This window comes from Mycolicibacterium sp. XJ1819 (assembly GCF_053483675.1).
Genome location: NZ_JBEFST010000003.1, coordinates 244,080 through 266,169, shown reverse-complemented (window position 1 = coordinate 266,169; position 22,090 = coordinate 244,080). Strand labels below are relative to the sequence as shown.

22 protein-coding genes, 1 other RNA gene and 1 pseudogene are annotated in these 22,090 nt (G+C 69.5%); 14 read left to right on the top strand and 10 right to left on the bottom strand.

Features of this window, described 5'->3' with window-relative positions; translation table 11 throughout:
* Positions 1-31: 31 nt before the first annotated feature.
* Positions 32-1,000, top strand: coding sequence for a cobalamin biosynthesis protein (locus ABQE89_RS04820; protein WP_448414663.1), 969 nt, complete (start codon positions 32-34; stop codon positions 998-1,000).
* Here ABQE89_RS04820 and ABQE89_RS04815 read toward each other — a convergent pair.
* The 3 genes from ABQE89_RS04815 to ABQE89_RS04805 are packed head-to-tail and all read right to left on the bottom strand — an operon-like array spanning position 954 to position 2,960.
* On the bottom strand, positions 954-1,793 hold the full coding sequence (locus ABQE89_RS04815; RefSeq protein WP_448414660.1) for an SURF1 family cytochrome oxidase biogenesis protein: 840 nt from the start codon (positions 1,791-1,793) through the stop codon (positions 954-956). The genes ABQE89_RS04820 and ABQE89_RS04815 overlap by 47 nt on opposite strands.
* A complete protein-coding gene (locus tag ABQE89_RS04810; RefSeq protein ID WP_448414658.1) occupies positions 1,793-2,287 on the bottom strand; it encodes a low molecular weight protein-tyrosine-phosphatase in 495 nt (164 codons plus the stop codon). The genes ABQE89_RS04815 and ABQE89_RS04810 overlap by 1 nt, the downstream gene beginning before the upstream one ends.
* The gene (locus ABQE89_RS04805) at positions 2,280-2,960 is read right to left on the bottom strand and encodes an HAD-IA family hydrolase (RefSeq protein WP_448414827.1); all 681 of its coding nucleotides are present in this window, start codon (positions 2,958-2,960) and stop codon (positions 2,280-2,282) included. Before ABQE89_RS04805 ends, ABQE89_RS04810 begins: the two co-directional genes overlap by 8 nt.
* 76 nt (positions 2,961-3,036) lie before the next feature.
* On the opposite strand from ABQE89_RS04805, the gene cobC reads away from it, so the two are divergent.
* The 4 genes from cobC to ABQE89_RS04785 are packed head-to-tail and all read left to right on the top strand — an operon-like array spanning position 3,037 to position 7,004.
* A complete protein-coding gene (gene cobC / locus ABQE89_RS04800) occupies positions 3,037-4,059 on the top strand; it encodes an Rv2231c family histidinol phosphate aminotransferase CobC (RefSeq protein ID WP_448414656.1) in 1,023 nt (340 codons plus the stop codon).
* Positions 4,056-5,189 (top strand): Nif3-like dinuclear metal center hexameric protein, encoded by a 1,134-nt coding sequence (locus ABQE89_RS04795; protein WP_448414654.1) that lies wholly within the window; start codon positions 4,056-4,058, stop codon positions 5,187-5,189. Before cobC ends, ABQE89_RS04795 begins: the two co-directional genes overlap by 4 nt.
* Complete coding sequence (locus tag ABQE89_RS04790) at positions 5,179-5,916, top strand: zinc ribbon domain-containing protein (protein WP_448414652.1); 738 nt, start codon at positions 5,179-5,181, stop codon at positions 5,914-5,916. Before ABQE89_RS04795 ends, ABQE89_RS04790 begins: the two co-directional genes overlap by 11 nt.
* The gene (locus tag ABQE89_RS04785) at positions 5,913-7,004 is read left to right on the top strand and encodes a bifunctional RNase H/acid phosphatase (RefSeq protein WP_448414650.1); all 1,092 of its coding nucleotides are present in this window, start codon (positions 5,913-5,915) and stop codon (positions 7,002-7,004) included. Before ABQE89_RS04790 ends, ABQE89_RS04785 begins: the two co-directional genes overlap by 4 nt.
* Before the next feature lie 3 nt (positions 7,005-7,007).
* Here ABQE89_RS04785 and ABQE89_RS04780 read toward each other — a convergent pair whose 3' ends face one another.
* Positions 7,008-7,580: a type II toxin-antitoxin system RelB family anti-toxin gene (locus ABQE89_RS04780; RefSeq protein ID WP_448414649.1), complete on the bottom strand. Its 573-nt coding sequence runs from the start codon at positions 7,578-7,580 to the stop codon at positions 7,008-7,010.
* A gap of 46 nt (positions 7,581-7,626) precedes the next feature.
* Here ABQE89_RS04780 and ABQE89_RS04775 point away from each other — a divergent pair, with 46 nt between their 5' ends.
* Entirely contained in the window at positions 7,627-8,583 is a 957-nt protein-coding gene (locus ABQE89_RS04775; protein ID WP_448414647.1) for an NAD(P)/FAD-dependent oxidoreductase, read from the top strand.
* Positions 8,570-9,205: a class I SAM-dependent methyltransferase gene (locus ABQE89_RS04770; protein WP_448414645.1), complete on the top strand. Its 636-nt coding sequence runs from the start codon at positions 8,570-8,572 to the stop codon at positions 9,203-9,205. The genes ABQE89_RS04775 and ABQE89_RS04770 overlap by 14 nt, the downstream gene beginning before the upstream one ends.
* Here ABQE89_RS04770 and map read toward each other — a convergent pair.
* Entirely contained in the window at positions 9,171-9,956 is a 786-nt protein-coding gene (gene map / locus ABQE89_RS04765; protein WP_448414643.1) for a type I methionyl aminopeptidase, read from the bottom strand. The genes ABQE89_RS04770 and map overlap by 35 nt on opposite strands.
* A gap of 94 nt (positions 9,957-10,050) precedes the next feature.
* On the opposite strand from map, the gene ABQE89_RS04760 reads away from it, so the two are divergent.
* Both ABQE89_RS04760 and ABQE89_RS04755 read left to right on the top strand, forming a co-directional pair.
* Positions 10,051-10,317, top strand: a complete 267-nt coding sequence (locus tag ABQE89_RS04760) for a helix-turn-helix domain-containing protein (RefSeq protein WP_448414641.1) — start codon at positions 10,051-10,053, stop codon at positions 10,315-10,317.
* Positions 10,318-10,362: 45 nt separating this feature from the next.
* Positions 10,363-11,433, top strand: a pseudogene (locus ABQE89_RS04755) (DUF222 domain-containing protein); the annotation flags it as partial.
* Between the two features lie 490 nt (positions 11,434-11,923).
* On the opposite strand, the gene ABQE89_RS04750 reads toward ABQE89_RS04755, so the two are convergent.
* Genes ABQE89_RS04750 through ABQE89_RS04740 form a run of 3 tightly spaced genes read right to left on the bottom strand, consistent with a single transcriptional unit; the run spans position 11,924 to position 13,319 of the window.
* On the bottom strand, positions 11,924-12,421 hold the full coding sequence (locus tag ABQE89_RS04750) for a methyltransferase family protein (RefSeq protein ID WP_448414639.1): 498 nt from the start codon (positions 12,419-12,421) through the stop codon (positions 11,924-11,926).
* Positions 12,422-12,853: a VOC family protein gene (locus tag ABQE89_RS04745; protein WP_448414637.1), complete on the bottom strand. Its 432-nt coding sequence runs from the start codon at positions 12,851-12,853 to the stop codon at positions 12,422-12,424.
* 10 nt (positions 12,854-12,863) lie between these two features.
* Positions 12,864-13,319 (bottom strand): helix-turn-helix transcriptional regulator, encoded by a 456-nt coding sequence (locus ABQE89_RS04740; protein ID WP_448414635.1) that lies wholly within the window; start codon positions 13,317-13,319, stop codon positions 12,864-12,866.
* Between the two features lie 69 nt (positions 13,320-13,388).
* Between ABQE89_RS04740 and rnpB the strand changes: the two genes are divergently transcribed.
* Positions 13,389-13,790: RNase P RNA component class A (gene rnpB, locus ABQE89_RS04735), an RNA gene on the top strand.
* Positions 13,791-13,799: 9 nt separating this feature from the next.
* On the opposite strand, the gene ABQE89_RS04730 is transcribed toward rnpB, so the two are convergent.
* A complete protein-coding gene (locus ABQE89_RS04730) occupies positions 13,800-15,251 on the bottom strand; it encodes a CYTH and CHAD domain-containing protein (protein WP_448414633.1) in 1,452 nt (483 codons plus the stop codon).
* A 92-nt stretch (positions 15,252-15,343) separates the two neighbouring features.
* On the opposite strand from ABQE89_RS04730, the gene ABQE89_RS04725 reads away from it, so the two are divergent.
* A complete protein-coding gene (locus tag ABQE89_RS04725) occupies positions 15,344-17,188 on the top strand; it encodes a fatty acyl-AMP ligase (RefSeq protein WP_448414631.1) in 1,845 nt (614 codons plus the stop codon).
* A gap of 21 nt (positions 17,189-17,209) precedes the next feature.
* Positions 17,210-17,989 (top strand): enoyl-CoA hydratase/isomerase family protein, encoded by a 780-nt coding sequence (locus tag ABQE89_RS04720; protein ID WP_448414629.1) that lies wholly within the window; start codon positions 17,210-17,212, stop codon positions 17,987-17,989.
* A gap of 91 nt (positions 17,990-18,080) precedes the next feature.
* Here ABQE89_RS04720 and panB read toward each other — a convergent pair whose 3' ends face one another.
* Positions 18,081-18,917, bottom strand: a complete 837-nt coding sequence (gene panB / locus ABQE89_RS04715; protein WP_448414627.1) for a 3-methyl-2-oxobutanoate hydroxymethyltransferase — start codon at positions 18,915-18,917, stop codon at positions 18,081-18,083.
* A gap of 159 nt (positions 18,918-19,076) precedes the next feature.
* Here panB and ABQE89_RS04710 point away from each other — a divergent pair, with 159 nt between their 5' ends.
* Positions 19,077-20,468 carry a WS/DGAT/MGAT family O-acyltransferase gene (locus ABQE89_RS04710; protein WP_448414625.1) on the top strand — a complete coding sequence of 464 codons (1,392 nt, stop codon included), beginning with the start codon at positions 19,077-19,079 and terminating at the stop codon, positions 20,466-20,468.
* Between the two features lie 64 nt (positions 20,469-20,532).
* Positions 20,533-22,050, top strand: a complete 1,518-nt coding sequence (locus ABQE89_RS04705; protein WP_448414622.1) for an alpha/beta hydrolase — start codon at positions 20,533-20,535, stop codon at positions 22,048-22,050.
* Positions 22,051-22,090 lie beyond the last annotated feature (40 nt).

Genomic DNA, 22,090 nt, shown 5'->3' with positions numbered 1-22,090 from the left:
CGAGTACACCACCTTGTGAGACGCTGCCGGGGTGATTGGGTCAGCGCGTCGCGACCGCTCCGCCGGGATCGCGGCGGGCTGGTTGGCCGATGTGGTGTTCGGCGACCCTCGCCGGGGCCATCCGGTGGCGCTGTTCGGCCGTGGCGCAGCGGCATTCGAGTCGGTCAGCTACCACGACAGCCGCGCCGGGGGCGTGCGCCACACCGGTGCGCTGCTCGGCGCGCTCGCCGTGCTGGGCCTGGCCGCCGAACGAGCGGCGGGCCGCGGACGCAGCTCGCCGGCGGTGACGGCCGCCGCGACGTTCGTCGCACTGGGCGGTACCTCGCTGGCCCGCACCGGAAGCCAGATGGCCGACCTGCTGACCCGCGGCGATCTGACCGGCGCCCGCCGGTTGCTTCCATCGCTGTGCGGGCGCGACCCGTCGGTACTCGACGCGGCGGGCCTGACCCGCGCCGCGCTGGAATCGGTCGCCGAGAACACCTCCGATGCGCAGGTGGCGCCGCTGCTGTGGGCGGCCGTCGGCGGGGTGCCCGCGGTGCTGGTGTACCGGGGCGCCAACACGCTGGACGCGATGATCGGCAACCACTCGCCACGCTACGCCAAATTCGGATGGGCCGCAGCGCGTTTCGACGATCTGGTGAACCTGCTGGCGGCCCGGGTCACCGCCGTGCTGGTGGCGGTCTGCGCGCCGGTGGTCGGTGGTTCCTCGGTCGACGCCGTACGCGCGTGGCGGCGCGACGCGGCCCGCCACCCCAGCCCGAATGCCGGCGTGGTCGAGGCGGCGTTCGCCGGTGCGCTCGGGGTGCAACTGGGCGGGCCCACTCGGTACGCGCACCGACTCGAGATCCGGCCCACCCTCGGCGCCGGCAGGCCACCGCGGGTGTCGGATCTGGCGCGCGCGGTGCGGCTTTCCCGCGCGGTGCAGACGCTGGCGGTGGCGCTGGCGGTCGGGCTCAGCGCCGTCGGCCGTAGCGGTCGGCCAGCTTCTCCTCGGCGGTGAGCGGTTCGTCGGGCGCCGCGGCTTCGGTGGCTGCCCTGGCCTCCTGGGCGGCCTTCTCCTTACGGCGCTGGCGAATCTCGGCGTAGACGAAATAACCCACGCCGATCGGCGCGATGATGCCGAAACTGATCCACTGGATGCCGTAGGACAAAAACGGTCCGGCGTCGAGGTGAGGCAGCCCGATGACGCCCAGCGTGCCGGGTTGATCCTCGGCCAGCAACAGATACGACCCGGTCAGCGGCACGCCGGTGAGCTGCGCGATCTGGCCGGTGTTGATCGAATACACCTGCTGCACGCCGTCCGCGCGGAACGGTTCCTTGCTCTGTGAGAGCCCCTCGGAGTCGCGCAGGCGGGCCGAGATGGTCACCTGCCCGTCGGGCACCGGTGGGATCTCCGGTACCTGTGAGCCCTGCACCGGCCGCACATATCCGCGGTCGACGAGCACCGTCGGCCCGCCGTCGACCGCGAACGGCACCAGCACCTCGAACGCCGGTTCGGCCCCCACCGTGCGCAGCCGGGCCAGCACCTGGGCCTCGGGCAGATACCGACCAGTGGCGGTGACCCGACGCCATTGCTCGTCGGGCGCCGCCGAATCCTGGTGCGGCAGAAGGGTGGTCACCGGTACCGGCTCGGCGGTCAAGGATTGCGAGATCTGGGCGTTCTCGCGTGACGTCTTGGCGTTCTTGCCCAGCTGCCAGGGGGCCAGCACGGTGAAACACAGGTAGGCGAACGCTGCCGCCACCACGAACAGTGCCAGCCACGAGGGCCGCAGCAGGAACGCCCAGCGCCGCATCAGCTCGCGATTCCCCGACTGGCCAGCTGCTCGTCGACCCATTGGTGCAGGCCGGGCAGCGACGCTTCGATCACCGTGTACACGTCCTCGAAATCCTCGTGGGTGCCGTAGTACGGATCCTCCACGTCCAGGGCGTGGGCGCCCGAGCGCGGGTCGAAGGCCCGCAGCATCCGGACCCGGTCGGCCTCGACGCCCATCTCGTGGAGCATGCGCATGTGGTTTCGGCCCAGCGCCACGATCAGGTCGGCCGCCAGATGCCCGTCGTCGATCTGCGCGGCGCGGTGCGCGGTGGGGTAGCCGTGCGCGCGCAGCACGTGGCTGGCCCGGTGGTCGGCGGGATCACCCGCATGCCAGCCTCCGGTGCCCGCGCTTGTCACCCGCACCACCGCGGACAGCCCGCGCTCGCTGATCTGGTGGGCGAACATCTTCTCGGCCATCGGCGAGCGGCAGATGTTGCCCGAGCAGATGAACGTGACGTGTAGATGTTCAGACACCGAGCACCTCGCGAAGGTCCTCGACGGTCGCGACGTGGGCCAGCGCCTCGGTGCTCGTGGCGGGGTCGTCGAAGTCGGCGCGGCCGTACCCCCAGCCGACCACCACGGTGTCGATGCCGTGCTCGGCGGCGCCCTCGACGTCGTGGGAGCGGTCGCCGACCATCAGCACGCGGTCCGGCAGGGGCTCCAGCTGCGCCAGCGCATGCGCGACGACGTCGGCCTTGGTCGCCCGGGAGCCGTCCACGCTGGCGCCCGCGATGACCTCGAAGTGCTGGTCGAGGCCGAAATGAGCCAGGATCCGCTGCGCGGTCGGCTCCGCCTTGGAGGTGGCCACCGCCAACCGCACCCCGGCCGCGCGCAGGTCGACGAGCAGCTCGCCGATCCCGTCGAACACCCGGTTGATCGCCCAGCCGCGGGCCCGGTAGTCGGCCCGATAGGCGGCGATCGCCGCGTCGGCGCGCTCGCCCAGGCCCAGCCCGCGCAGCGTGTGGTGCATCGGCGGACCGACGATCATCGCGGCCAGATCCCCGTCGGGGACCGTGGCGCCGACCGACCCCAGCGCGTGCCGAAAGCTGGCGACGATGCCCTGCGCCGAGTCGGTCAGGGTGCCGTCGAGGTCGAACAGCACCAGATGCGGGCGGGCCGTCGTGTGTTTCTGCGGTCGGTCAAGCATGTCTGTCACCCCTCCATTGTCGCCGACGTCCGCAGTGGTCGGGCCGGCCGGTCGAACGGCGCATTAGGGTCAGGTTGTGGCAAGGCAACTGCGGGCGGGCGCCCGGTACCACGGCGATCAGGCCGCCGGTCCCGGCATGGTGGACTTCGCGGTCAACGTGCGCGCCGACGCGCCACCGTCGTGGTTGCTCGACCGCCTCGCCGCTCGGCTACCCGAGCTGGCCCGTTACCCCGGGGCGGCCGACGAGGGACGCGCGGTCGGCGCGGTGGCCGCCCGCCATGGCCGCCCGACCGAGGAGGTGGCCCTGCTGGCCGGGGCGGCTGAAGGCTTCGCGCTGCTGGCCGACCTGCGGCCGCGGCGTGCGGCGTTGATCGCGCCGTCGTTCACCGAACCCGAGGCGGCGCTGACCGCCGCGGGTGTGCCCGTCGACCATGTGGTGCTGGCCCCGCCGTTCGAGCTGACCGGCGCCGCCGTGCCCGAGGCCGCCGACCTCGTCGTCGTCGGCAACCCCACCAACCCGACCTCGGTGCTGCACCCCCGCGACCAGATCCACGCGCTGCGTCGTCCCGGCCGGATCGTGGTGGTCGACGAGGCGTTCGCCGACGCGGTCCCCGGTGAGCCCGAATCGGTGGCGGCCGAGCGACTGCCCGACGTGGTGGTGCTGCGCAGCCTCACCAAGACGTGGTCGGTGGCCGGGCTGAGGGTGGGCTACGCGCTGGGCGACGCCGAGGTGCTCGCGCGGATGACGGCGCGCCGACCGCACTGGCCGCTGGGCACCCTGCAACTGGAGGCGATCGCCGCGTGCAGCACACCGGCGGCGGTGGCCGAGGCCGACCGTGACGCCCGCCGCCTTCTTCAGGTGCGTACCGAGATGGTGGCCGGCTTGGCTAGCATCGGCGTGGATGTCATCGAGGGGTGTGCGCCGTTTGTCCTGTTCCGCGTCGAGGATGCCGAGCTGATGCGAAAACATCTCGACGGCAAAGGCATTGCCGTGCGTCGCTGTGACACGTTCGTCGGCCTCGAGGGCCCGTTCCTGCGCGCGGCGGTGCGGCCGCAGTGGCCGGCGCTCGTTGAGGCGATGTCCGAGGTGATCTCGTGAGTGTGCGCCTATCCGACGTGATCGACGTGCTCGAGGCGGCGTATCCGCCCCGGCTCGCCCAGCACTGGGACTCGGTGGGGCTGGTGTGCGGTGACCCGGCGGAGACGGTCGAGTCGGTGACCGTCGCCGTCGACGCCACCGCCGCGGTGCTGGCCGAGGTACCCGACCGCTCGCTGCTGCTGGCCCACCATCCACTGCTGCTTCGCGGGGTCGACACGGTTGCCGCCAGCACCGCCAAGGGGGCCCTGCTGCACCGGATGATCCGCACCGGCCGCGCGCTGTTCACCGCGCACACCAACGCCGACTCCGCGCGCCCCGGCGTATCCGATGCGCTGGCCGACGCCCTGGAACTGCACGTCGAAGAGGTGCTGGCGCCCGCATCGAACGGACCCGAGCTGGACAAGTGGGTGGTGTTCGTGCCCGCCGAGAACGCCGACGCGGTACGCGAGGCGATGTTCGCCGCGGGCGCGGGCCAGATCGGCGACTACTCGCACTGCAGTTGGAGTGTGTCGGGCGTCGGCCAGTTCCTGCCGCACGAGGGCGCCTCGCCTGCCATCGGCGCCGTGGGCAGCGTCGAGAAGGTGGCCGAAGACCGCGTCGAGATGATCGCGCCGGCCCGATCCCGTGCCCATGTGCTCGCCGCGCTGCGCGCCGCCCATCCCTACGAGGAGCCGGCGTTCGACATCTTCACGCTCGCGCCGCTGCCCGGTGACGTGGGGCTGGGCCGGATCGGATCGCTGAAGCGGCCGGAGACGTTGGCGGCCTTCGTGGCCCGGGTGCATGACGCGCTGCCCGCCACTTCGTGGGGAGTGCGCGCGTGCGGTGAATCCGACGCGATGGTGTCGCGGGTGGCGGTGTGCGGGGGAGCGGGCGACTCCCTGCTGAGCGCCGTCGCGGCGGCCGACGTCCAGGCCTACGTGACGTCGGACCTGCGTCACCACCCGGCCGACGAGCACAGCAGGGCCTCGCAGGTGGCGCTCGTCGACGTCGCGCACTGGGCCAGTGAATACCCCTGGTGCACGCAGGCGGCCGAACTGCTGCGTGGGCACTTCGGCGACTCGTTGCCCGTACGGGTGTCGGCCGTCCGCACCGATCCGTGGAACGTTGAGAGGACGAAAGATGAAAGCTGAGGTGGTCCAACAACGTTCGCTGCTCGAGCTGGCCGAACTGGACGCGGAGCGCAATCGCATCGAACACCGCTACAACAACCTGGCCGAGCAGCAACGGCTCGAAGAGGTCCAGGCGTCGCATCGCGAGGCCAACGACCGGCTCGCCGCGCTGCAGATCGCGCTGGACGACCTCGACGAACAGGCGTCGAAGTTCGAAACCGAGATCGACGCCGTGCGCCAGCGCGAAGAGCGTGACCGGACACTGCTGGCGGCCGGGACCGTCGACGCCAAACAGCTCACCGAACTGCAGCACGAACTCGGGACGCTGGAGCGCAGGCGGGCCAGCCTGGAGGACTCGCTGCTGGAGATCATGGAGCGTCGCGAAGAGGTGCAGCGCGACCAGACCGACGCACTGGGCGAGATCGACCAGCTGCAAAGCGACTTGGCCCAGGCGCAGAAGGCCGCCGACGACGCACGCGCCGAACTCGACCAGCTGCGCCACCAAAGTCTCTCGCGGCGAGACGAAATCATCGCGGGACTGGATGCCGACCTGGTGGCAGTCTACGAACGTCAGCGCGCCCGCAGCGGCGCCGGTGCGGGGGTTCTGCAGGGCCGCCGGTGCGGTGCCTGCCAGATCGAGATCGACAAGGGCGAGCTGGCCCGGATCTCGGCGGCGGCCGAGGACGACGTAATGCGCTGTCCGGAATGTGGTGCGATCCTGTTGCGGGTCAAGGAAACCCGCGCGTGAAGGTCGTTGTCGAGGCCGACGGCGGCTCGCGTGGTAACCCGGGTCCGGCGGGATACGGGTCGGTGGTGTGGTCGGCCGACCACACCATAGTGCTCGCCGAGAGCAAGCAGGCGATCGGCCGGGCCACCAACAACGTCGCCGAGTACCGCGGCCTGATCGCAGGTTTGGAGGAGGCGGCGAAGCTGGGTGCCTCCGAGGTCGACGTCTACATGGACTCCAAGCTGGTGGTGGAGCAGATGTCGGGGCGCTGGCGGGTCAAGCACCCCGACCTCGCGCCGCTGCACCAGCGGGCGACCGCGCTGTCCACGCGGTTCGATCGCGTCACCTACAACTGGATTCCGCGGCTGAAGAACGCCCACGCCGACCGGTTGGCCAATGAGGCGATGGACGCCGCGGCCGCCGAACTCGAGCCCTCTGAGGAGGAGGAGAAACCCGGCCAGGCGCCCAATCCGGCCGGGTGGACCGGGGCGCGCGGGGCGCCCACCCGGTTCCTGCTGCTGCGGCACGGCCAGACCGAATTGTCGGTGCAGCGACGGTATTCCGGTCGCGGCAATCCGGCGTTGACCGAGTTGGGCCGCCGCCAGGCGCAGGCGGCCGCCCGGTATCTGGGGGAGAAGGGCGGTATCGCCGCCGTCGTCACCTCGCCGCTGCAGCGCGCTCATGACACCGCGAGGGCAGCGGCCGACGCGCTGGGCCTCGACGCCGTCGTCGACGACGATTTGATCGAGACCGATTTCGGGGCGTGGGAGGGGTTGACGTTCGGCGAGGCCGCCGAACGGGATCCCGAACTGCACCGGCGCTGGCTGCGCGATACCAGCGTGGCCCCGCCCGGCGGGGAGAGTTTCGATCGCGCCGCCGAGCGGATCCGCCGCGCGCAGGCGCGCATCATCACCGGGCATCCCGGCGAGACGGTGCTCGTGGTGTCGCATGTGACCCCGATCAAGACGCTGCTGCGCACGGCGTTGGACGCCGGCCCGAGCCTCCTCTACCGGATGCATCTGGACCTGGCGTCGTTGTCGATCGCCGAGTTCTATCCCGACGGCGCGGCGTCGGTGCGGCTGGTGAACCAGACGGCGTATCTGGATTAGCCGCTAGTCGTGCAGGTGTAGGCGCTCACCGTGCGGGCCGAAGATGGTGATCGCCTCGACCGGACCGTCCACGGCGCCGAACCAGTGCGGCGTCCATGTCGAGAACTCCACGGCCTCACCCGGTTCCACGGTGAAGTCGCGTTCGCCCAGGATCAGCCGCAGGCGACCGGAGAGCACATACATCCAGTCTTGGCCTTCGTGCACCGGTAGGTCGTCGGGCGGCATCCGGCGCCGCGGGCTGATCCGGATCTTGTACGCGTGCAAGCCACCTGCGGCCTGTCGGGTCAGCGGCCAGTAGGTGATGTCGTGATGGGTGTGGGAGTTGGCCCGCACCCGGGGATCCGGCGCTTCGGGCTCGCGCAGTAGTTCGTCGGTGCTCACCGACAGCGCCGCGGCCAGTCGGGGGAGATGGTCGAGGGCCAGGCGCCGCTTCCCGGACTCCAGCCGGCTCAGCGTCGACACATCGATGCTGGACCGGTTGGCCACCTCTTCGAGCGTCAACCCGTGTTGAGTGCGCAGTTCGCGCAGCCGACGCCGCACCCGGACGTCGACGCTTTCCTCGGAGTTTGCCTCCATGGCAAACGAGCTTGGCATTTTGGGCGGCGGTCTGCAAGGTGGAGTCATGGATACGACATGGGACTGCGTAATCGTGGGTGGCGGAGCGGCCGGCCTGAGCGCGGGCCTGGTGCTCGGCCGGGCGCGGCGGCGGACGCTGCTCGTGGACGCCGGATCGCCGAGCAATCTGGTCGCGCACGGCATCGGTGGCCTGCTCGGCCACGACGGCCGTCCACCCGCGGAGCTCTACGACATCGGCAGGCGCGAACTGACGGCCTACCCGAGCATCGAGGTTCGCGAAGGCGAGGTGACCGGGGCCGAGCGAGTAGCCGACGGGTTCGTGGTGGCGCTGGCCGACGGCCGCCGCGAGCACACCCGCCGGATACTGCTGGCCGGCGGCATGGAGTACCGCCCGCCCGAGGTGCCAGGGCTGGCCGAGCTGTGGGGACGGTCGGTGTTTCACTGTCCGTTCTGTCACGGCTGGGAAGTCCGAGACCAACCGCTTGCGGTGATGGCGCGCGGCGAGCAGGCCGTGCACTCGGCGCTGCTGCTGCGCGGCTGGTCCGACGACATCGTGGTGCTGACCGACGGGCCATCGGCTCTCGACGACACCGCCCGCGCCCGGCTGTCCGCGGCGGGCATCGGCATCGACGAGCGGCCGGTGGCCGAACTCGCATCGGAGGGTGGCGAATTGACTGCCGTCGTGTTCAGCGACGGGACTCGGCTGGCGCGCAAGGCCATGCTCGTCGCCACCACACTTCACCAGCGCTCGACGCTGGCAGAACAACTGGGCGTCGAAGTCGGTGGTCCGACTCCGGTGGCCGCCGACCCGGTGGCGGTGGACGCACAGCACCGCACGAGCACGCCCGGCGTGTTCGCGGCCGGTGACCTGAGCGCCCAGATGCCGCAGGTGGCCGCAGCGATCGCGGGCGGTTCGCTGGCCGCGACCGCGGTGGTGCAAAGCCTTGTCGCAGACGAGTACGGACTGACCGTTCCTGAAGGGAGACAACATGTCGACGCTTGATGCCAAGACGCATTGGGAGGAGCACTACGGTGAACGCGACCGCGTCTGGAGCGGACGGGTCAACGCCCGCCTCGCCGAAGTCGCGGCACCGCTGCCGCCCGGTCGGGCGCTGGATCTGGGCTGCGGTGAGGGTGGCGACGTGCTGTGGCTCGCCGAACGCGGTTGGCATGTCGTGGGTGTGGACATCTCCGACACCGCGCTGCAGCGCGCGGCGGCTGACGCGCGGGAGCGCGGGGTGGGCGATCGGGTCGAGTTCCATCAGGCCGATCTGCCCGAGCAGTTCCCCGACGGCACCTTCGATCTGGTGTCGGCGCACTACCTGCACTCCACGCTGCCGTTGGACCGCACGCGCATCTTCCGGCGCGCCGCCGAGGCCATCCGTCCCGGCGGGCTGCTACTGATCGTCGACCACGGCGGGCCGCCGCCCTGGGCGTCGAAGCTGCATCAGGACCACGAGTTCCCCAGCGCCGAGGAGGTCGTCGACGCGCTCGATCTCGCTGAGGCGGACTGGGAACGGCTGCGGGTGGAGGCAGCCGAGCGGGAGGCGTCCGGCCCCGACGGCACGTCCGGCCCGCTGGTCGACAACATCATCCTGCTGCGGCGGCGTGGCTCCGGGTCGTGAGCACCAGCGGCGCACCGTCGGTGATTGCAATCGTGTGCTCACTGTGGGCCGTGCGCGATCCGTCCGCTGAGCGCAGGGTCCACCCGTCGGGGTCGTAGACGATTTTGTCCGTGCCTGCGGCGAACCACGGTTCGAGTGCGAGCGTGAGCCCGGGCCGCAACTTGAGGCCACGTCCGCGGCGGCCGGCGTTGGGCACGTGCGGATCCTCGTGCATGGTGCGACCGAGTCCGTGGCCGCCGAAGTCGGTGTTCACGGGATATCCGTAGTCGGCCGCCACGGCGCCGATGGCCGCGGAGATGTCTCCCAGGCGGTTGCCCGGTCGTGCCGCCGCGATGCCCGCCGACAGGGCCTTCTCGGTCGCCTCGATGAGGCGTTGGTCTTCGGCCCGCGGGGTTCCGACGATGATGCTGCGGGCGCAGTCGGCGACCCAGCCGTCGATGGACACCGCGATGTCCATGCTCAGCAGGTCACCGTCGGCTAGCACATAGTCGTGCGGAAGCCCGTGCAGCACAGCGTCATTGACCGAGAGGCAGATCACGTTACGAAACGGTCCGCGGCCGAAGGACGGCGCGTAGTCCCAGTAGCACGATTGGGCGCCGCGCTCGTCGATCAGCTGACGCGCGCGGTTCTCGAGCTCGAGCAGGTTCACCCCCGGGCGGGCGCGGTCGGTCAGGTCGTCGAGCAGTTCGGCGAGGAAGGCGCCGGTGACGCCCATCGCCGCGATTTCGCGTGGTGTCTTCAGCTCGACCACCAGCGGGCCCTCCTCTGTCCTACGAGCGGTATGAAAATACCAGCCTAACGCGGGTTGCCGGTATTTTCATACCGGTCACGGTACGGTTGGACCCATGGTTCGTGTGCCGCTGACGAGAGAACAACTCGCCGCCGGTAAGCGCATCGGCGAGCGGCTCCGGCAGGCCCGCGGCGACCGCACGCTTGCCGAAGTGGCCGGTGCGGCGGCGATTTCGCCCGAGACGCTGCGCAAGATCGAGACCGGCAGGCTGCCGACGCCGGCGTTCACCACGATTGCGGCGCTGGCCAGGGTGCTGCCCCTGTCGCTCGACGAGTTGGCCGACATCTATCTAACCGGGGTCGAACTGCAAAACACGGGGTGACCTGGGGCGACTCTCTTGTCGTACCCCTGTGCCAGAATCGAACGTATGTTCGCCACCGAGTTCCGGTCGGCAGACGACGCCGCACTCGTCGCCGAGATAGCGGCATGCACGCGGACCGAGGCGGAGACGGCGGCGCGGCGGTTGGCGGCGACAGCGGAGCTGGCCGCCCGGGCGAACGAGCCGGACATGGAGCGCCAGAAATGGGTGATGGATTTCTGGGCCTGCGCGGCCGCGGAGGTCGCTGCGGCGATGGGCATCAGCCAGCGCGCGGCCTCGCGCGAGATGGGTATCGGGCTGACGTTGCGCGAGCGGTTGCCCAAGGTCGCGGCTCTGTTCAGCGCGGGCCGGATCAGTGCGAAGTTGATCGCCACCATCACGTGGCGCACCCACCTCGTGATCGATGGCGACCTGGTGGCCCAGATCGACTCCGCCATCGCCGAACGCGCTGTGAAGTGGGGGGCGCTGTCGGTGGAGAAACTGGAGTTGGCCGTCGATGCGGTGGTGGAAACCCACGACCCCGATGCGCGTCGGCGGTTTCACGAGGCCGCTCGCAAGCGCGACGTGCGATTGGGTAAACCCGACGACGCCAACGGCACCGCGTCGCTGTGGGGACGGTTGACTGCCACCGATGCCGAGCTGCTGGACCGCCGCCTGGTTGAGATGACCCGCGACATCTGCCCGGCCGACTCGCGCACGCAGGGGCAGCGCCGCTCGGATGCCCTGGGTGCCTTGGCGGCCGGCGCCGACCGGTTGAAGTGCCAGTGCAACAGTCCGCAATGCCCCTCCGCCGACCAGGAGGACCCCCGCGTGAGCACCTTCGTCGTCCACGTCCTCACCGAGACCCCGCCCGAACCCGCGGCGGAAGCCCCGGCGGAAGCCACGGCTGCGGGGACCCCGCCCGAAGCCGCGGCGGACAGCGCGGAAACGCCTGCGCCGGAGACGCCTGCGGCCAAGCCGAAGCCCACCGCGGCGTTGATGGTCAACGGTGGAGTCATCCCCACGCCGTTGCTGGCGGAACTGATCAACAACGGCGCGAAGGTGCACACCGTGAATCGCCCCGACGAGGTCGGCCCCGAGGCGCGGTACCGGCCGTCGCGCCAGTGCGCGCCGTTCGTCCAGATGCGCGACATGACATGCCGGTTCCCGGGTTGTGACCGCCCGGCCGAAAATTGCGATTTCGACCATACGGTGCCCTACCCGGCCGGGCCGACACATCCGTCGAACATCAAGTGTCTGTGTCGTTTTCACCATTTGCTCAAAACATTCTGCGGCTGGCGAGACGAACAGCATGCCGACGGCACCGTCGTGTGGACCGCGCCCAGCGGGCGGACCTACCGCACTTACCCGTCGAGTTGGGTGTTCTTCCCGAAGTGGGATACCACCACCGCAGACCTGCCACCGTCGGCCAATGCGCCACCGCATACAGAAGGGCGCACCCTGAAGATGCCGCGACGACGACGCACCCGCGCCGCCGAGGTTGTCGCGCGCATCAACGCCGAACGCGCGCTCAACAGGTCAGCGCGCACCACTGAGTTCGCTTCGAAGACGGCTCGCAGACTGGGTGGCCATCGGAACTGCTGCGGCGGCAGGCAGTCTCACCGCGCAGTCATGAGGACGGCGTCCACGGCGTCAGCCGCGGAATCCACGCACGCACGTTGCGGCGGTACTCCTCGTACTGCTGTCCGTAGGTGCGGACCAGTGTCGGTTCCTCGTACCAGCGCACGAAGGATGCGGTGACCACCCAGCCGATCACCGCGTAGACCACCAGCCAGGCGCTGCCGAACAGCAGCGCCTGGCCGAGGATCGCGATGAGCAGGCCGACGTACATCGGATTGCGGACGAAGCGGTTGAAACCGGTGACGACGAGTCGCTGGGTCGGCGCCACCGGCATCGGTGTCCCGCCCGCCTTGACGAACTCGACGAACGCGTGCACCGGCGGGATCAAACCCGCCACGATGAGCACCGCTCCCAACACCAGCCAGGTCGGGGGACGGGACTCCGGGACAACCCATTTGGTGATCAGCCACGGGATCAGACCGACGACGGTGCCCGGCGTCGCCACGAAGAACGCGGCGGAAGTGAGCGCAGCTGTCGTCGCCTTCACTTATCCAGTATTGACCGGCACCTCGGTCCGCTGGGTCAAACGCACACTGTTGCCCGACGGATCGCGGAACCCGCAGTCGATGCCGTACGGCATCTGGTGCGGCTCCTCGGTGAACTCCACCCCGCGGGCCTTCATCTTCTCGTAGCTGGCCTGGCAGTCCTCGGTGGTGAGGAACACCGTGCCCGCGAAACCCTTGGCGGTCAGGTCCAATACCTGCGCGCGGGTGGCCTCGTCCATCACCGGCTCGCCGGGCACCGCCATCAGCACGATCGACAGGTCGTCCTGGCCGGGCGGCCCGACCGTCAGCCATCGGAAGCCGACGTCTGGCAGTGAAACATCCTCGCGCACTTCCATTCCGACCTTCTCGGTCCAGAATTTCAACGCGGCTTCCTGGTCGTGAACCCATAGGTGGGCGCTTGCGATTCTCATCATGGAAAAGACGCTACGGCCGGCCCGCCCGCTCCGTCTTCTCCCCGTGTGCTGTCTTGTGAACCCTGCTGTCGGCCGGCGGACGGGTGTCGCGTTTGAGGATGCAGTTCGGCACCCGGGCATGGAGCGCCGCGGGCGGCAGGCTGGCCCGATAGGCGGCCGGCGGAAGGCCGTACACGCGGGCGAAGCTGGTGGTGAACGACCCCACGCTCTGCAACCCGACCAGCACGCAGATGTCGGCGACCGAGCGGTCGGTGTAGCGCAACAGCGCCGCCGCGCGTTCCAGCCGGCGGGTCTGCAGATACGAGCGTGGCGACTCGCCGAACGTGCGGGTGAACATCCGGCTGAAGTGCGCCCGCGACAGCCCGGCGGCGGCGGCCAGATCGTCGACCGTGACCGCCTCCGCGTAGCGGGTGTCGACCAGATCCTTGGCCCGCATCAGGTAGCGCGCCGGGGGCACGTGTGCCATGCCGTCAAGTATGAACCCGTCGCGGGATTGGAGGAATCTGCGTGCGGCACAGTACGTTGATAGAGCGGATGAGTTGGCCGGGCGGCCGCGGAGTCCTGGTTCGCCAGGGTTTCGAGGAAAGTCCGGACTTCACAGAGCGGGGTGATTGCTAACGGCAATCCGAGGTGACTCGCGGGAAAGTGCCACAGAAAACAGACCGCCACCCTCGCGGTGGTAAGGGTGAAACGGTGCGGTAAGAGCGCACCAGCGTCCCGGGTGACCGGGACGGCTAGGCAAACCCCACCCGAAGCAAGGCCAAGAAGGCCGCGCCTGGCGCGGTCGCGCAGGCGCCTGAGGGTTGCTCGCCCGAGCCTGCGGGTAGGCCGCTCGAGGCACCCGGTGACGGTGTGTCCAGATGGATGGTCGCCGCCTCGCCGCCGCGGCAACCGCTGCGGCGAGGAACAGAATCCGGCTTACAGGCCAACTCATCCGCCCCATCCGCTAGCGGGCCTCGCGCACCGCCTTCTTCAACCTGGCCAACGCCTTGTCGAGTTGCCTGCGACTGCGGCGCGCGAGGTCCTCCTCGCGTTGATGCAGCAGGCCGTAGGTGAAGGTGTCCTCGCCCGCGGCGTGGGCCGCCTCGGCCTGCTGGCTCAGATGCGCGCGGCTGACGACGCTGTCCTGGTATTCGCCGAGCAGCGTCTGGACCGCCTTCGCGCGCTCGGCGACCCGGTCGGCGCCCATCGCGGCGGCGACATACCGAAGTCGTTTGGCGCCCTTGCGGATTCGATGCAGGGCCTCGTCGCGGTCGGTATCGCCGGCTTCGGCGGCGTCCTTGGCGGACTTACTGACCCGTTTGTAGGCCGCGTCCACGCTCGCCGCCTCACGATCTTCCCCGGGTTCGGGTGCGGCGGTGACGAGGCGGTCGAGTCCGTCGAGCAGGCCGAAGTAGCGCTGCGAACGCATCGCGATCATCGACCGCTTCCAGCCGGTCTGATAGCGCCGCTTGGCGCCGTCGACCAGCCGTTTGCGCACCGGTCCGCGCACCAGCGCGCTCGGTAGCTCGTCGAGTGCGCGTTCGTAGCGTTCGGCGAGCACCTCGGCATCGCGCGCCACCCCCAGGATGGCGGCCAGTTGCCGCAATTCGTCGAGAATCCACCCGTCGCGTGAGCCTTCTGCGGACTGCAGCAGGCTGCGGATCCTGCGGATGGTCACCCGCATCTGGTGCACCGAGTCGGGGGCGTCGGCCCGGACCGCTCGGTCCCACACCAGCAGCGCCTCGATCTGCTCGGCGACCGCACGGTGCACCGGATCGGCCGGTTCGGCGTCGGGCGCCGGTTTCGGGTCCGAGTCCAGGGCGCGGGCCAGCTTGGAACTGTGTCCGGCGGGCACGGCGCCCGCGTCGAGCAGTCGGTTCGCCAGCCGGTCGAGCAGATCCCGGTCGGTGTCGTCGACCAGTTCCACTTCCCACTCGCGCCACCGCAGGGGTGCCTCGTCGTCGGCGCCCTGCGCGGTGACCTGGTCGTCGCAGAACTCCGCGACGGCGACACCGTCGGCCCGGTAGAGCACGTCGATCGTGCGGTGGGTGGCGATGCGCGTGATCGGCGCCAACGGCCGGTCCCGGACAATCGCCAGCACGACATCGCGCAGTTCGACGGGCACCTCGTCGCCCTGTGTGCCCAGTGGTGTGCGCACCTCCGTGCGGGCATCGGGGCCGGCGGGCAACTTCAGGTGCCACCCCGCGTCCGACCCGCCGGTGCGCCGACGCAGCGTGATGTGGTGGGTGGCCAGGTCACGGCCGGGCGTGTCGAAGTACACCGCGTCGAGGTGTTGTGAGGGGGACCGTTCCACCCGCGTCACCGACGCCAGGCCGTCGAACGACGGCGCGACGGTCGTGTCGACGACGTCGAATCTGCGCTCGACCTCGGTGTGGCGGTCGATTTTGCCTGCCATCAGGCCAAAGCCTGCCATATCGGCGGTATCTGTGACAGTATTCACACATACCTTGGCCCTTATCATCCCCTTATTTGCCATAGAATTTCCTTATGAAACTTGAGGGATCCACCGACACGCTCGGTCCGGGAGCCTCGGGCGACATCGAGGACTACCTGGACTCCGAGGGCCACATCGTCGTACCCGACGGCGCCACCGTGACGTCGTATCTACAGCGCAACATCGCCGAACTCGGCGACGCCGTCGCCTACCGCTTCCTGGACTACCGGGGCAGCGGCGATGCCGTTCCGCTCGAACTGACCTGGACCGGCCTCGGCGCGCGTCTGCGCGCCGTCGGCGCCCGCCTACAGCAGGTCACCGCACCCGGTGATCGTGTGGCGATCCTGGCGCCCCAGGGCCTGGACTACATCGTCGGCTTCTTCGCGGCCATCGCGGCGGGAAACATCGCGGTGCCGCTGTTCGCGCCCGAACTGCCCGGGCACGCCGAACGCCTGCAGGCGGTGATCCGTGACGCGGAGCCGACGGTGGTGCTGACCACCACCGAGGGCGCCCGGGCGGTGCAGGAATCGCTGCAGGCCCTGCCGCGGGCCCGCCGACCGCGGGTCATCGCCGTCGACGCGCTGCCCGACGGCGTCGGGGATTTGTTTCGGCCGGTCGAGGCGGACACCGACGACATCGCCTACCTGCAGTACACCTCCGGTTCGACGCGCACCCCCGCCGGGGTGGAGATCACCCACCGCGCGGTGTGCACCAACGTCGCGCAGATGATTCTGGGGGTCGGCCTGGACCGCACCATCCGCAGCGTCAGCTGGCTGCCGCTGTTCCACGACATGGGCTTGCTCATGGTGATCTTCCCCGCGCTGTGCGGCGGGCAGCTCACGCTGATGTCGCCGATGGCGTTCGTCCGCAGGCCCTACCGGTGGATTCGCGAGCTGGCCACCGAGTCGCAGTTCGGCCGCACCTTCGCGGCCGCGCCCAACTTCGCGTTCGAACTCGCCGCGCAGCGCGGCCGCCCGCCCGCGGGGGAAGACCTCGACCTGAGCAATGTCGCCGGGCTGATCAACGGCTCCGAGCCGGTCAGCATGGCCTCGATCGAGAAGTTCAACGAGGCGTTCGCGCCCTACGGTCTGCCGCCCACCACGGTCAAGCCGTCTTACGGTATGGCCGAGGCGACGTTGTTCGTCTCCACCATCGACCCCGACGCCCGGCCCAGCGCGGTCCACCTGGACCGCGAGCAACTCGGCGCCGGACGCGCCGTCCGCGTGGCGCCCGAGGCCGACAACGCGGTGGCGCAGGTGTCGTGTGGTCGGGTCGCCCGCAGTCAGTGGGCCGTCATCGTCGACACCGAGACCGACGCCGAACTGCCCGACGGACGGATCGGTGAGATCTGGCTGCACGGCACCAATCTGGGCCGCGGGTACTGGGGCCGCGCCGAGCAGACCGACCTGACGTTCCACAACAAGCTGCAGTCGCGGCTGGAGAGCGGCAGCCACGCGGAGGGATCACCGGTGGGTGGGCACTGGTTGCGCACCGGTGACCTGGGCATGTACCTCGACGGTGAGCTCTACATCGTCGGGCGCATCAAGGACATGATCATCGTCGACGGCCGCAACCACTACCCGCAGGACATCGAGGAGACCGTGGCCGCGGCGTCGAAGGCCGTGCGCACCGGCTACGTCGCCGCGTTCGGGGTGTCCGGCGGTGATGTCGGCGACGGCGGCGAACGGTTGGTGATCGTGGCCGAGCGGGCTCCCGGCGCGGGCAAGGCCGATCCGGAGCCGGTGCTCGAGGCGGTCCGGTCCGCCGTGTCGCGCCACCACGCGCTTCCGGTCGCCGACATGAAACTTGTTGCCGCGGGCGCAATCCCGCGAACCACCAGCGGTAAGCTCGCCCGTCGCGCATGTCGGGCGGACTACCTGGCGGGCAAGTTCGGGTAGGTCGCCGGTTACAGTCCTGCTGTGACCGAATACCAGACGATCGCTTTCGAGCAGTCCAACGCCATCGCCCGAATCACGCTGAACCGGCCTGACGCCGCAAACGGCATGAACGGCACCATGACTCGCGAGTTGGCTGAGGCGGCCAAGCGCTGTGACAACGCGGCCACCAAGGTGGTGGTGATCACCGGAACGGGACGGTTCTTCTGCGCGGGAGGCGATCTGAAGTCGTTCGCGTCCGCATCCGACCGCGGCGCCCACATCAAGGGGGTCGCCGACGACCTGCACCGCGCGATTTCGACGTTCGCGCGGATGGATGCCGTGGTGATCACCGCGGTCAACGGCACGGCCGCCGGTGCCGGATTCTCCCTCGCGGTGACCGGCGATCTGGTGCTCGCCGCCGTGTCGGCGTCGTTCACGATGGCCTACACCCGGGTCGGGCTCAGCCCCGACGGAAGCGCCTCCTACTTCCTGCCGCGCCTCATCGGCGTCACCCGGACCAAGGAACTGATGCTGACCAACCGGGCGCTCACCGCCGCGGAGGCCTCGCAGTGGGGGCTGGTCTCCGAAGTGCTGCCCGACGATCAGTTGGCCGCCAGGGCCGACGCGTTGGCCCAGCAGATGGCCGCCAGCGCAAGCGGATCCAACGGCGCGGTCAAGGCGCTGATGCTGTCGACGTTCTCCAGCGGGCTCGAAGAGCAGATGGAGTTCGAGGGCCGGCTGATCGCCCAGCGGGCCACCTCCGCCGACGGTCGCGAGGGCGTGGACGCCTTTTTGGCCAAGCGCCCGGCCGAGTTCCAGTAACTTCTCCCCGCGAGCAGACGTAAACACCGCCTGATCCGCCCGAAAAAGGGGGAATTTGCGTCTGCTCGCGCAAGAAAGGCGCAGGAACGTGTCAGTACGAGTGCTCGTCGTCGGGGAACACCCCGGCGGCGACCTCCTCGGCGTACTGCGCTGCGGCGCGCTGCAATTCCGCGCCCACCTCGCCGAACCGCTTGACGAACTTGGCGGTCTTGCCGCTGGTGAAACCGGCCATGTCCTGCCAGACCAGTACCTGCGCGTCGCAGTTGGGGCCCGCGCCGATGCCGATGGTGGGGATCGTCAGCTTGCCGGTGATCTGGGTGGCCAGTTCGGCGGGCACCATCTCCATCACCACGGAGAACGCGCCGGCCTCCTGGACGGCGATCGCGTCGTGCACGGTCTGTTCGGCGGCGTCGCCGCGGCCCTGAACGCGAAATCCGCCGAGCCCGTTGACGCTTTGCGGGGTGAAGCCGATGTGCGCCATCACCGGGATGCCCGCGGCCGACAGCGTGGCGATCTGCTCGGCCACCCGCTCGCCGCCTTCCAGCTTGACCGCATGCGCCCCGGTCTCCTTGAGGAACCGGGTCGCCGATGCGAGCGCCTGCTGCGGACCGGCCTCATAGCTGCCGAACGGCATGTCGGCGACCACCAGCGCGTGCGGTGCGCCGCGCACCACGCCGCGCACCAGCGGGATGAGTTCGTCGACGGACACCGGCACCGTGGTGTCGTAGCCGTACACCACGTTGGCGGCCGAGTCGCCGACTAGAAGTACCGGAATGCCCGCGTCGTCGAAGATTCGCGCGGTGGAGTAGTCGTAGGCCGTCAGCATGGCCCACTTGTGGCCGTCGGCCTTCCACTTGTGCAGGTGCAGAGTGCGGGTTTTCGTCCGCGGAGCGGCCTGGCCGGTGCCGTAGACGGTCTGCTCAGACATCGTTGTCCCCTAATGGGCGAGTCGGGTCGGATCCTCGAGGCCGGTTCGGGTCCCCGTGTCCGTCTGACCCCGCCAGTCTGCCACCTGGGCGGTGGAAAGTTAAAAGCCGTGTTGAGTGGATTTCCTCACACCCGGCGTCGGCGCGCCTACGATCGGCGCATGCAGAGGCTCAGTGGACTCGACGCCAGCTTTTTGTATCTGGAAACCGCCAAGCAGCCGCTGCACGTGTGCTCGATTCTCGAACTCGACACCTCCACGATGCCAGGCGGATACACCTTCGACCGGTTCCGCGACGCGTTCAGCCTCCGGATCAAGGCGATGCCGCAGTTCCGGGAGAAGATCGCCGACAGCCGGTTCAACCCGGACCATCCGGTGTGGGTGGAGGACAACGACTTCGACATCGACCGGCATCTGCACCGTATCGGGCTGCCGTCGCCGGGCGGGCACGCCGAGCTGGCCGAGATCTGCGGACACATCGCATCGCTGCCGCTCGATCGCAGCAGGCCGCTGTGGGAGAAGTGGGTGATCGAGAACGTCGACGGCACCGATCCGCAGGGCGGCGGCCGTCTGGTGGTGATGACCAAGGTGCACCACGCCGGGGTCGACGGGGTGACCGGCGCCAACCTGATGTCGCAGCTGTGCAGCACCGAGGCGGACGCACCGCCGCCGGACCCGGTCGAGGGGGCCGGCGACGCCAGCTCGCTCGAGATCGCGGTCTCCGGTGCCCTCAGGTATGCCACCCGGCCGCTGAAGCTGGTCAACGCGCTGCCCGAGACGCTGTCGTCGGTGCTGGACACCGTCAAACGCGCCCGCAGCGGCCTGACCATGGCCGCCCCGTTCGCGGCCCCCAAGACGCCGTTCAACACCAACGTCACCGCGCACCGCAACGTCGCGTTCACCCAACTCGACCTCGAGGACATCAAGACGGTGAAGAACCACTTCGGCGTGAAGGTCAACGACGTGGTGATGGCGCTGGTGTCCGGGGTGCTGCGCAAGTTCATGGCCGACCGCGGTGAGTTGCCGTCGAACTCGCTGGTGGCGATGGTGCCGGTGTCGGTGCACGAGAAGTCCGACCGGCCGGGCCGCAACCAGGTGTCGGGCATGTTCTCGCGGCTGGAAACCCACATCGCCGACCCCGCCGAGCGCCTGAAGTCAATTGCGGAAGCCAATTCGGTTGCCAAACAACACAGTTCGGCGATCGGCGCGACACTGCTGCAGGACTGGACGCAGTTCGCCGCGCCCGCCGTGTTCGGGGTGGCGATGCGGGTCTACGCCGCCAGCCGGCTGAGCGGGGCCAGGCCGGTGCACAACCTGGTGATCTCCAACGTGCCGGGCCCGCAGGTGCCACTCTATTACCTGGGTTGCGAGGTGGACGCGATGTATCCGCTGGGCCCGATCTTCCACGGGTCCGGGCTGAACATCACGGTGATGTCGCTGAACGGACGGCTCAACGTCGGCATCGTCTCGTGCCCGGAGTTGCTGCCGGATCTGTGGGACATGGCCGACGACTTCGGCGCCGCCCTCGACGAGTTGGTCGCCGCAACCCGTTAGCTGACCGCCCGGCCGAACCCCGCCTCGCCAGCGCCGATGCGGGTTCATGGCAGCATGTGGTCCCATGAACCTCAAGATCGGGGTCCTTGCGGCCACGGTAATGCTGCTCGCCGCCGGTTGCAGCAATGTGGTCGACGGGCGCGCCGTCGTCGCGGTGCCCCGTCCCGGGACGCCGATCCAATGGGTGCCGTGCCAGACGGAGTCGTCGCCGCGGGAGTCGCGCATCCCGGCGGGCGCCGAGTGCGGGCTGCTGTCGGTGCCGGTCGACTACGACGACCCCGACGGTGATGTCGCGCGGATCGCGATGATCCGGATGAAGGCGACGGGTGAGAAGATCGGCTCGCTGATCATCAACCCCGGCGGCCCGGGGGAGTCCGGTGTGGAGGCGGCCGTCTCGATGAGCGCTTCGCTGCCCGCGTCGATCAGTGAGCATTTCGACCTCGTCGGCTTCGATCCGCGCGGCGTGGCGAACTCCACGCCCGCGGTGTGGTGCAACTCCGACGCCGACAACGACCGAATCCGCGCCGATCCGCAGGTCGACTACTCGCTGAAGGGCGTCGAGCACATCGAGAACGAGACCAAGGCGTTCATCGACCGCTGCGTCGACAAGATGGGCGAGGAGTTTCTGGCCAACGTCGGAACCGCCAACGTGGTCAAGGATCTCGACGCGATGCGCGCGGCGCTCGGTGACGAGAAGCTGACCTATCTCGGATACTCGTACGGCAGCCGGATCGGCTCGGCATACGCCGAGCAGTTCCCCCAGAACGTGCGCGCGATGGTTCTCGACGGTGCGGTGGATCCCAACGCCGATCCGATCGAGGCCGACATCCGCCAGGCCGCCGCGTTCCAGACCGCGTTCAACGACTACGCCGCCGACTGTGCGGCCACCGAAGACGACTGCCCGCTCGGCGACGACCCGGCCAAGGCCGTCGACGTCTACCGCAGCATGGTGGACCCGTTGGTGGAGCAGCCGGCCAAGACCAAAGATCCTCGCGGGCTGTCCTATTCGGACGCGATCGTCGGCACCATCCTGCCGCTGTACTCGCCGAACCTGTGGCGCCACCTGACCAAGGCACTGACCGAACTGCGCGACGGCACCGGCGACACCATGCTGGTGCTGGCCGACCTGTACATGGGCCGCGACGACAAGGGGCACTACAACAACTCGACCGACGCCCGGGTGGCGGTCAACTGCGTCGACAAACCCGCGATCACCGACCGCGAGAAGGTCATCGAGCTGGACCGGCGCGCACGCGAGGTGGCGCCGTTCATGAGCTACGGCGAGTTCACCGGCCACGCGCCGATGAGCACCTGCGCGTTCTGGCCGGTGCCGCCCACCTCCGAGCCGCACGAGATCGACGTCGAAGGGCTGGCGCCGGTGCTGGTGGTCTCGACGACCAACGACCCCGCGACGCCCTACCAGGCCGGTGTCGACCTGGCCCGACAACTCGACGGCACGCTGCTGACCTACGAGGGCACCCAGCACACCGTGGTGTTCCAGGGCAACGAGTGCGTCGACGACATCGCCGCCCGGTACCTCGTCGATCTGACCCTGCCGCCGCCGGACACCAGGTGTTCCTGAGCGGCTGATCACGGCAAGGTCACCGTTCGATCCCAGGGGA

Bases quoted from the DNA above. Each gene is read 5' to 3' on its own strand.
- ABQE89_RS04815 (WP_448414660.1), bottom strand. From the start codon at position 1,793: ATGCGGCGCTGGGCGTTCCTGCTGCGGCCCTCGTGGCTGGCACTGTTC.
- ABQE89_RS04805 (WP_448414827.1), bottom strand. From the start codon at position 2,960: ATGCTTGACCGACCGCAGAAACACACGACGGCCCGCCCGCATCTGGTG.
- ABQE89_RS04790 (WP_448414652.1), top strand. From the start codon at position 5,179: ATGAAAGCTGAGGTGGTCCAACAACGTTCGCTGCTCGAGCTGGCCGAA.
- ABQE89_RS04780 (WP_448414649.1), bottom strand. From the start codon at position 7,580: ATGGAGGCAAACTCCGAGGAAAGCGTCGACGTCCGGGTGCGGCGTCGG.
- ABQE89_RS04775 (WP_448414647.1), top strand. From the start codon at position 7,627: ATGGATACGACATGGGACTGCGTAATCGTGGGTGGCGGAGCGGCCGGC.
- ABQE89_RS04770 (WP_448414645.1), top strand. From the start codon at position 8,570: ATGTCGACGCTTGATGCCAAGACGCATTGGGAGGAGCACTACGGTGAA.
- ABQE89_RS04760 (WP_448414641.1), top strand. From the start codon at position 10,051: ATGGTTCGTGTGCCGCTGACGAGAGAACAACTCGCCGCCGGTAAGCGC.
- ABQE89_RS04745 (WP_448414637.1), bottom strand. From the start codon at position 12,853: ATGATGAGAATCGCAAGCGCCCACCTATGGGTTCACGACCAGGAAGCC.
- ABQE89_RS04740 (WP_448414635.1), bottom strand. From the start codon at position 13,319: ATGGCACACGTGCCCCCGGCGCGCTACCTGATGCGGGCCAAGGATCTG.
- ABQE89_RS04730 (WP_448414633.1), bottom strand. From the start codon at position 15,251: ATGGCAGGCAAAATCGACCGCCACACCGAGGTCGAGCGCAGATTCGAC.
- ABQE89_RS04725 (WP_448414631.1), top strand. From the start codon at position 15,344: ATGAAACTTGAGGGATCCACCGACACGCTCGGTCCGGGAGCCTCGGGC.
- panB (WP_448414627.1), bottom strand. From the start codon at position 18,917: ATGTCTGAGCAGACCGTCTACGGCACCGGCCAGGCCGCTCCGCGGACG.
- ABQE89_RS04710 (WP_448414625.1), top strand. From the start codon at position 19,077: ATGCAGAGGCTCAGTGGACTCGACGCCAGCTTTTTGTATCTGGAAACC.
- ABQE89_RS04705 (WP_448414622.1), top strand. From the start codon at position 20,533: ATGAACCTCAAGATCGGGGTCCTTGCGGCCACGGTAATGCTGCTCGCC.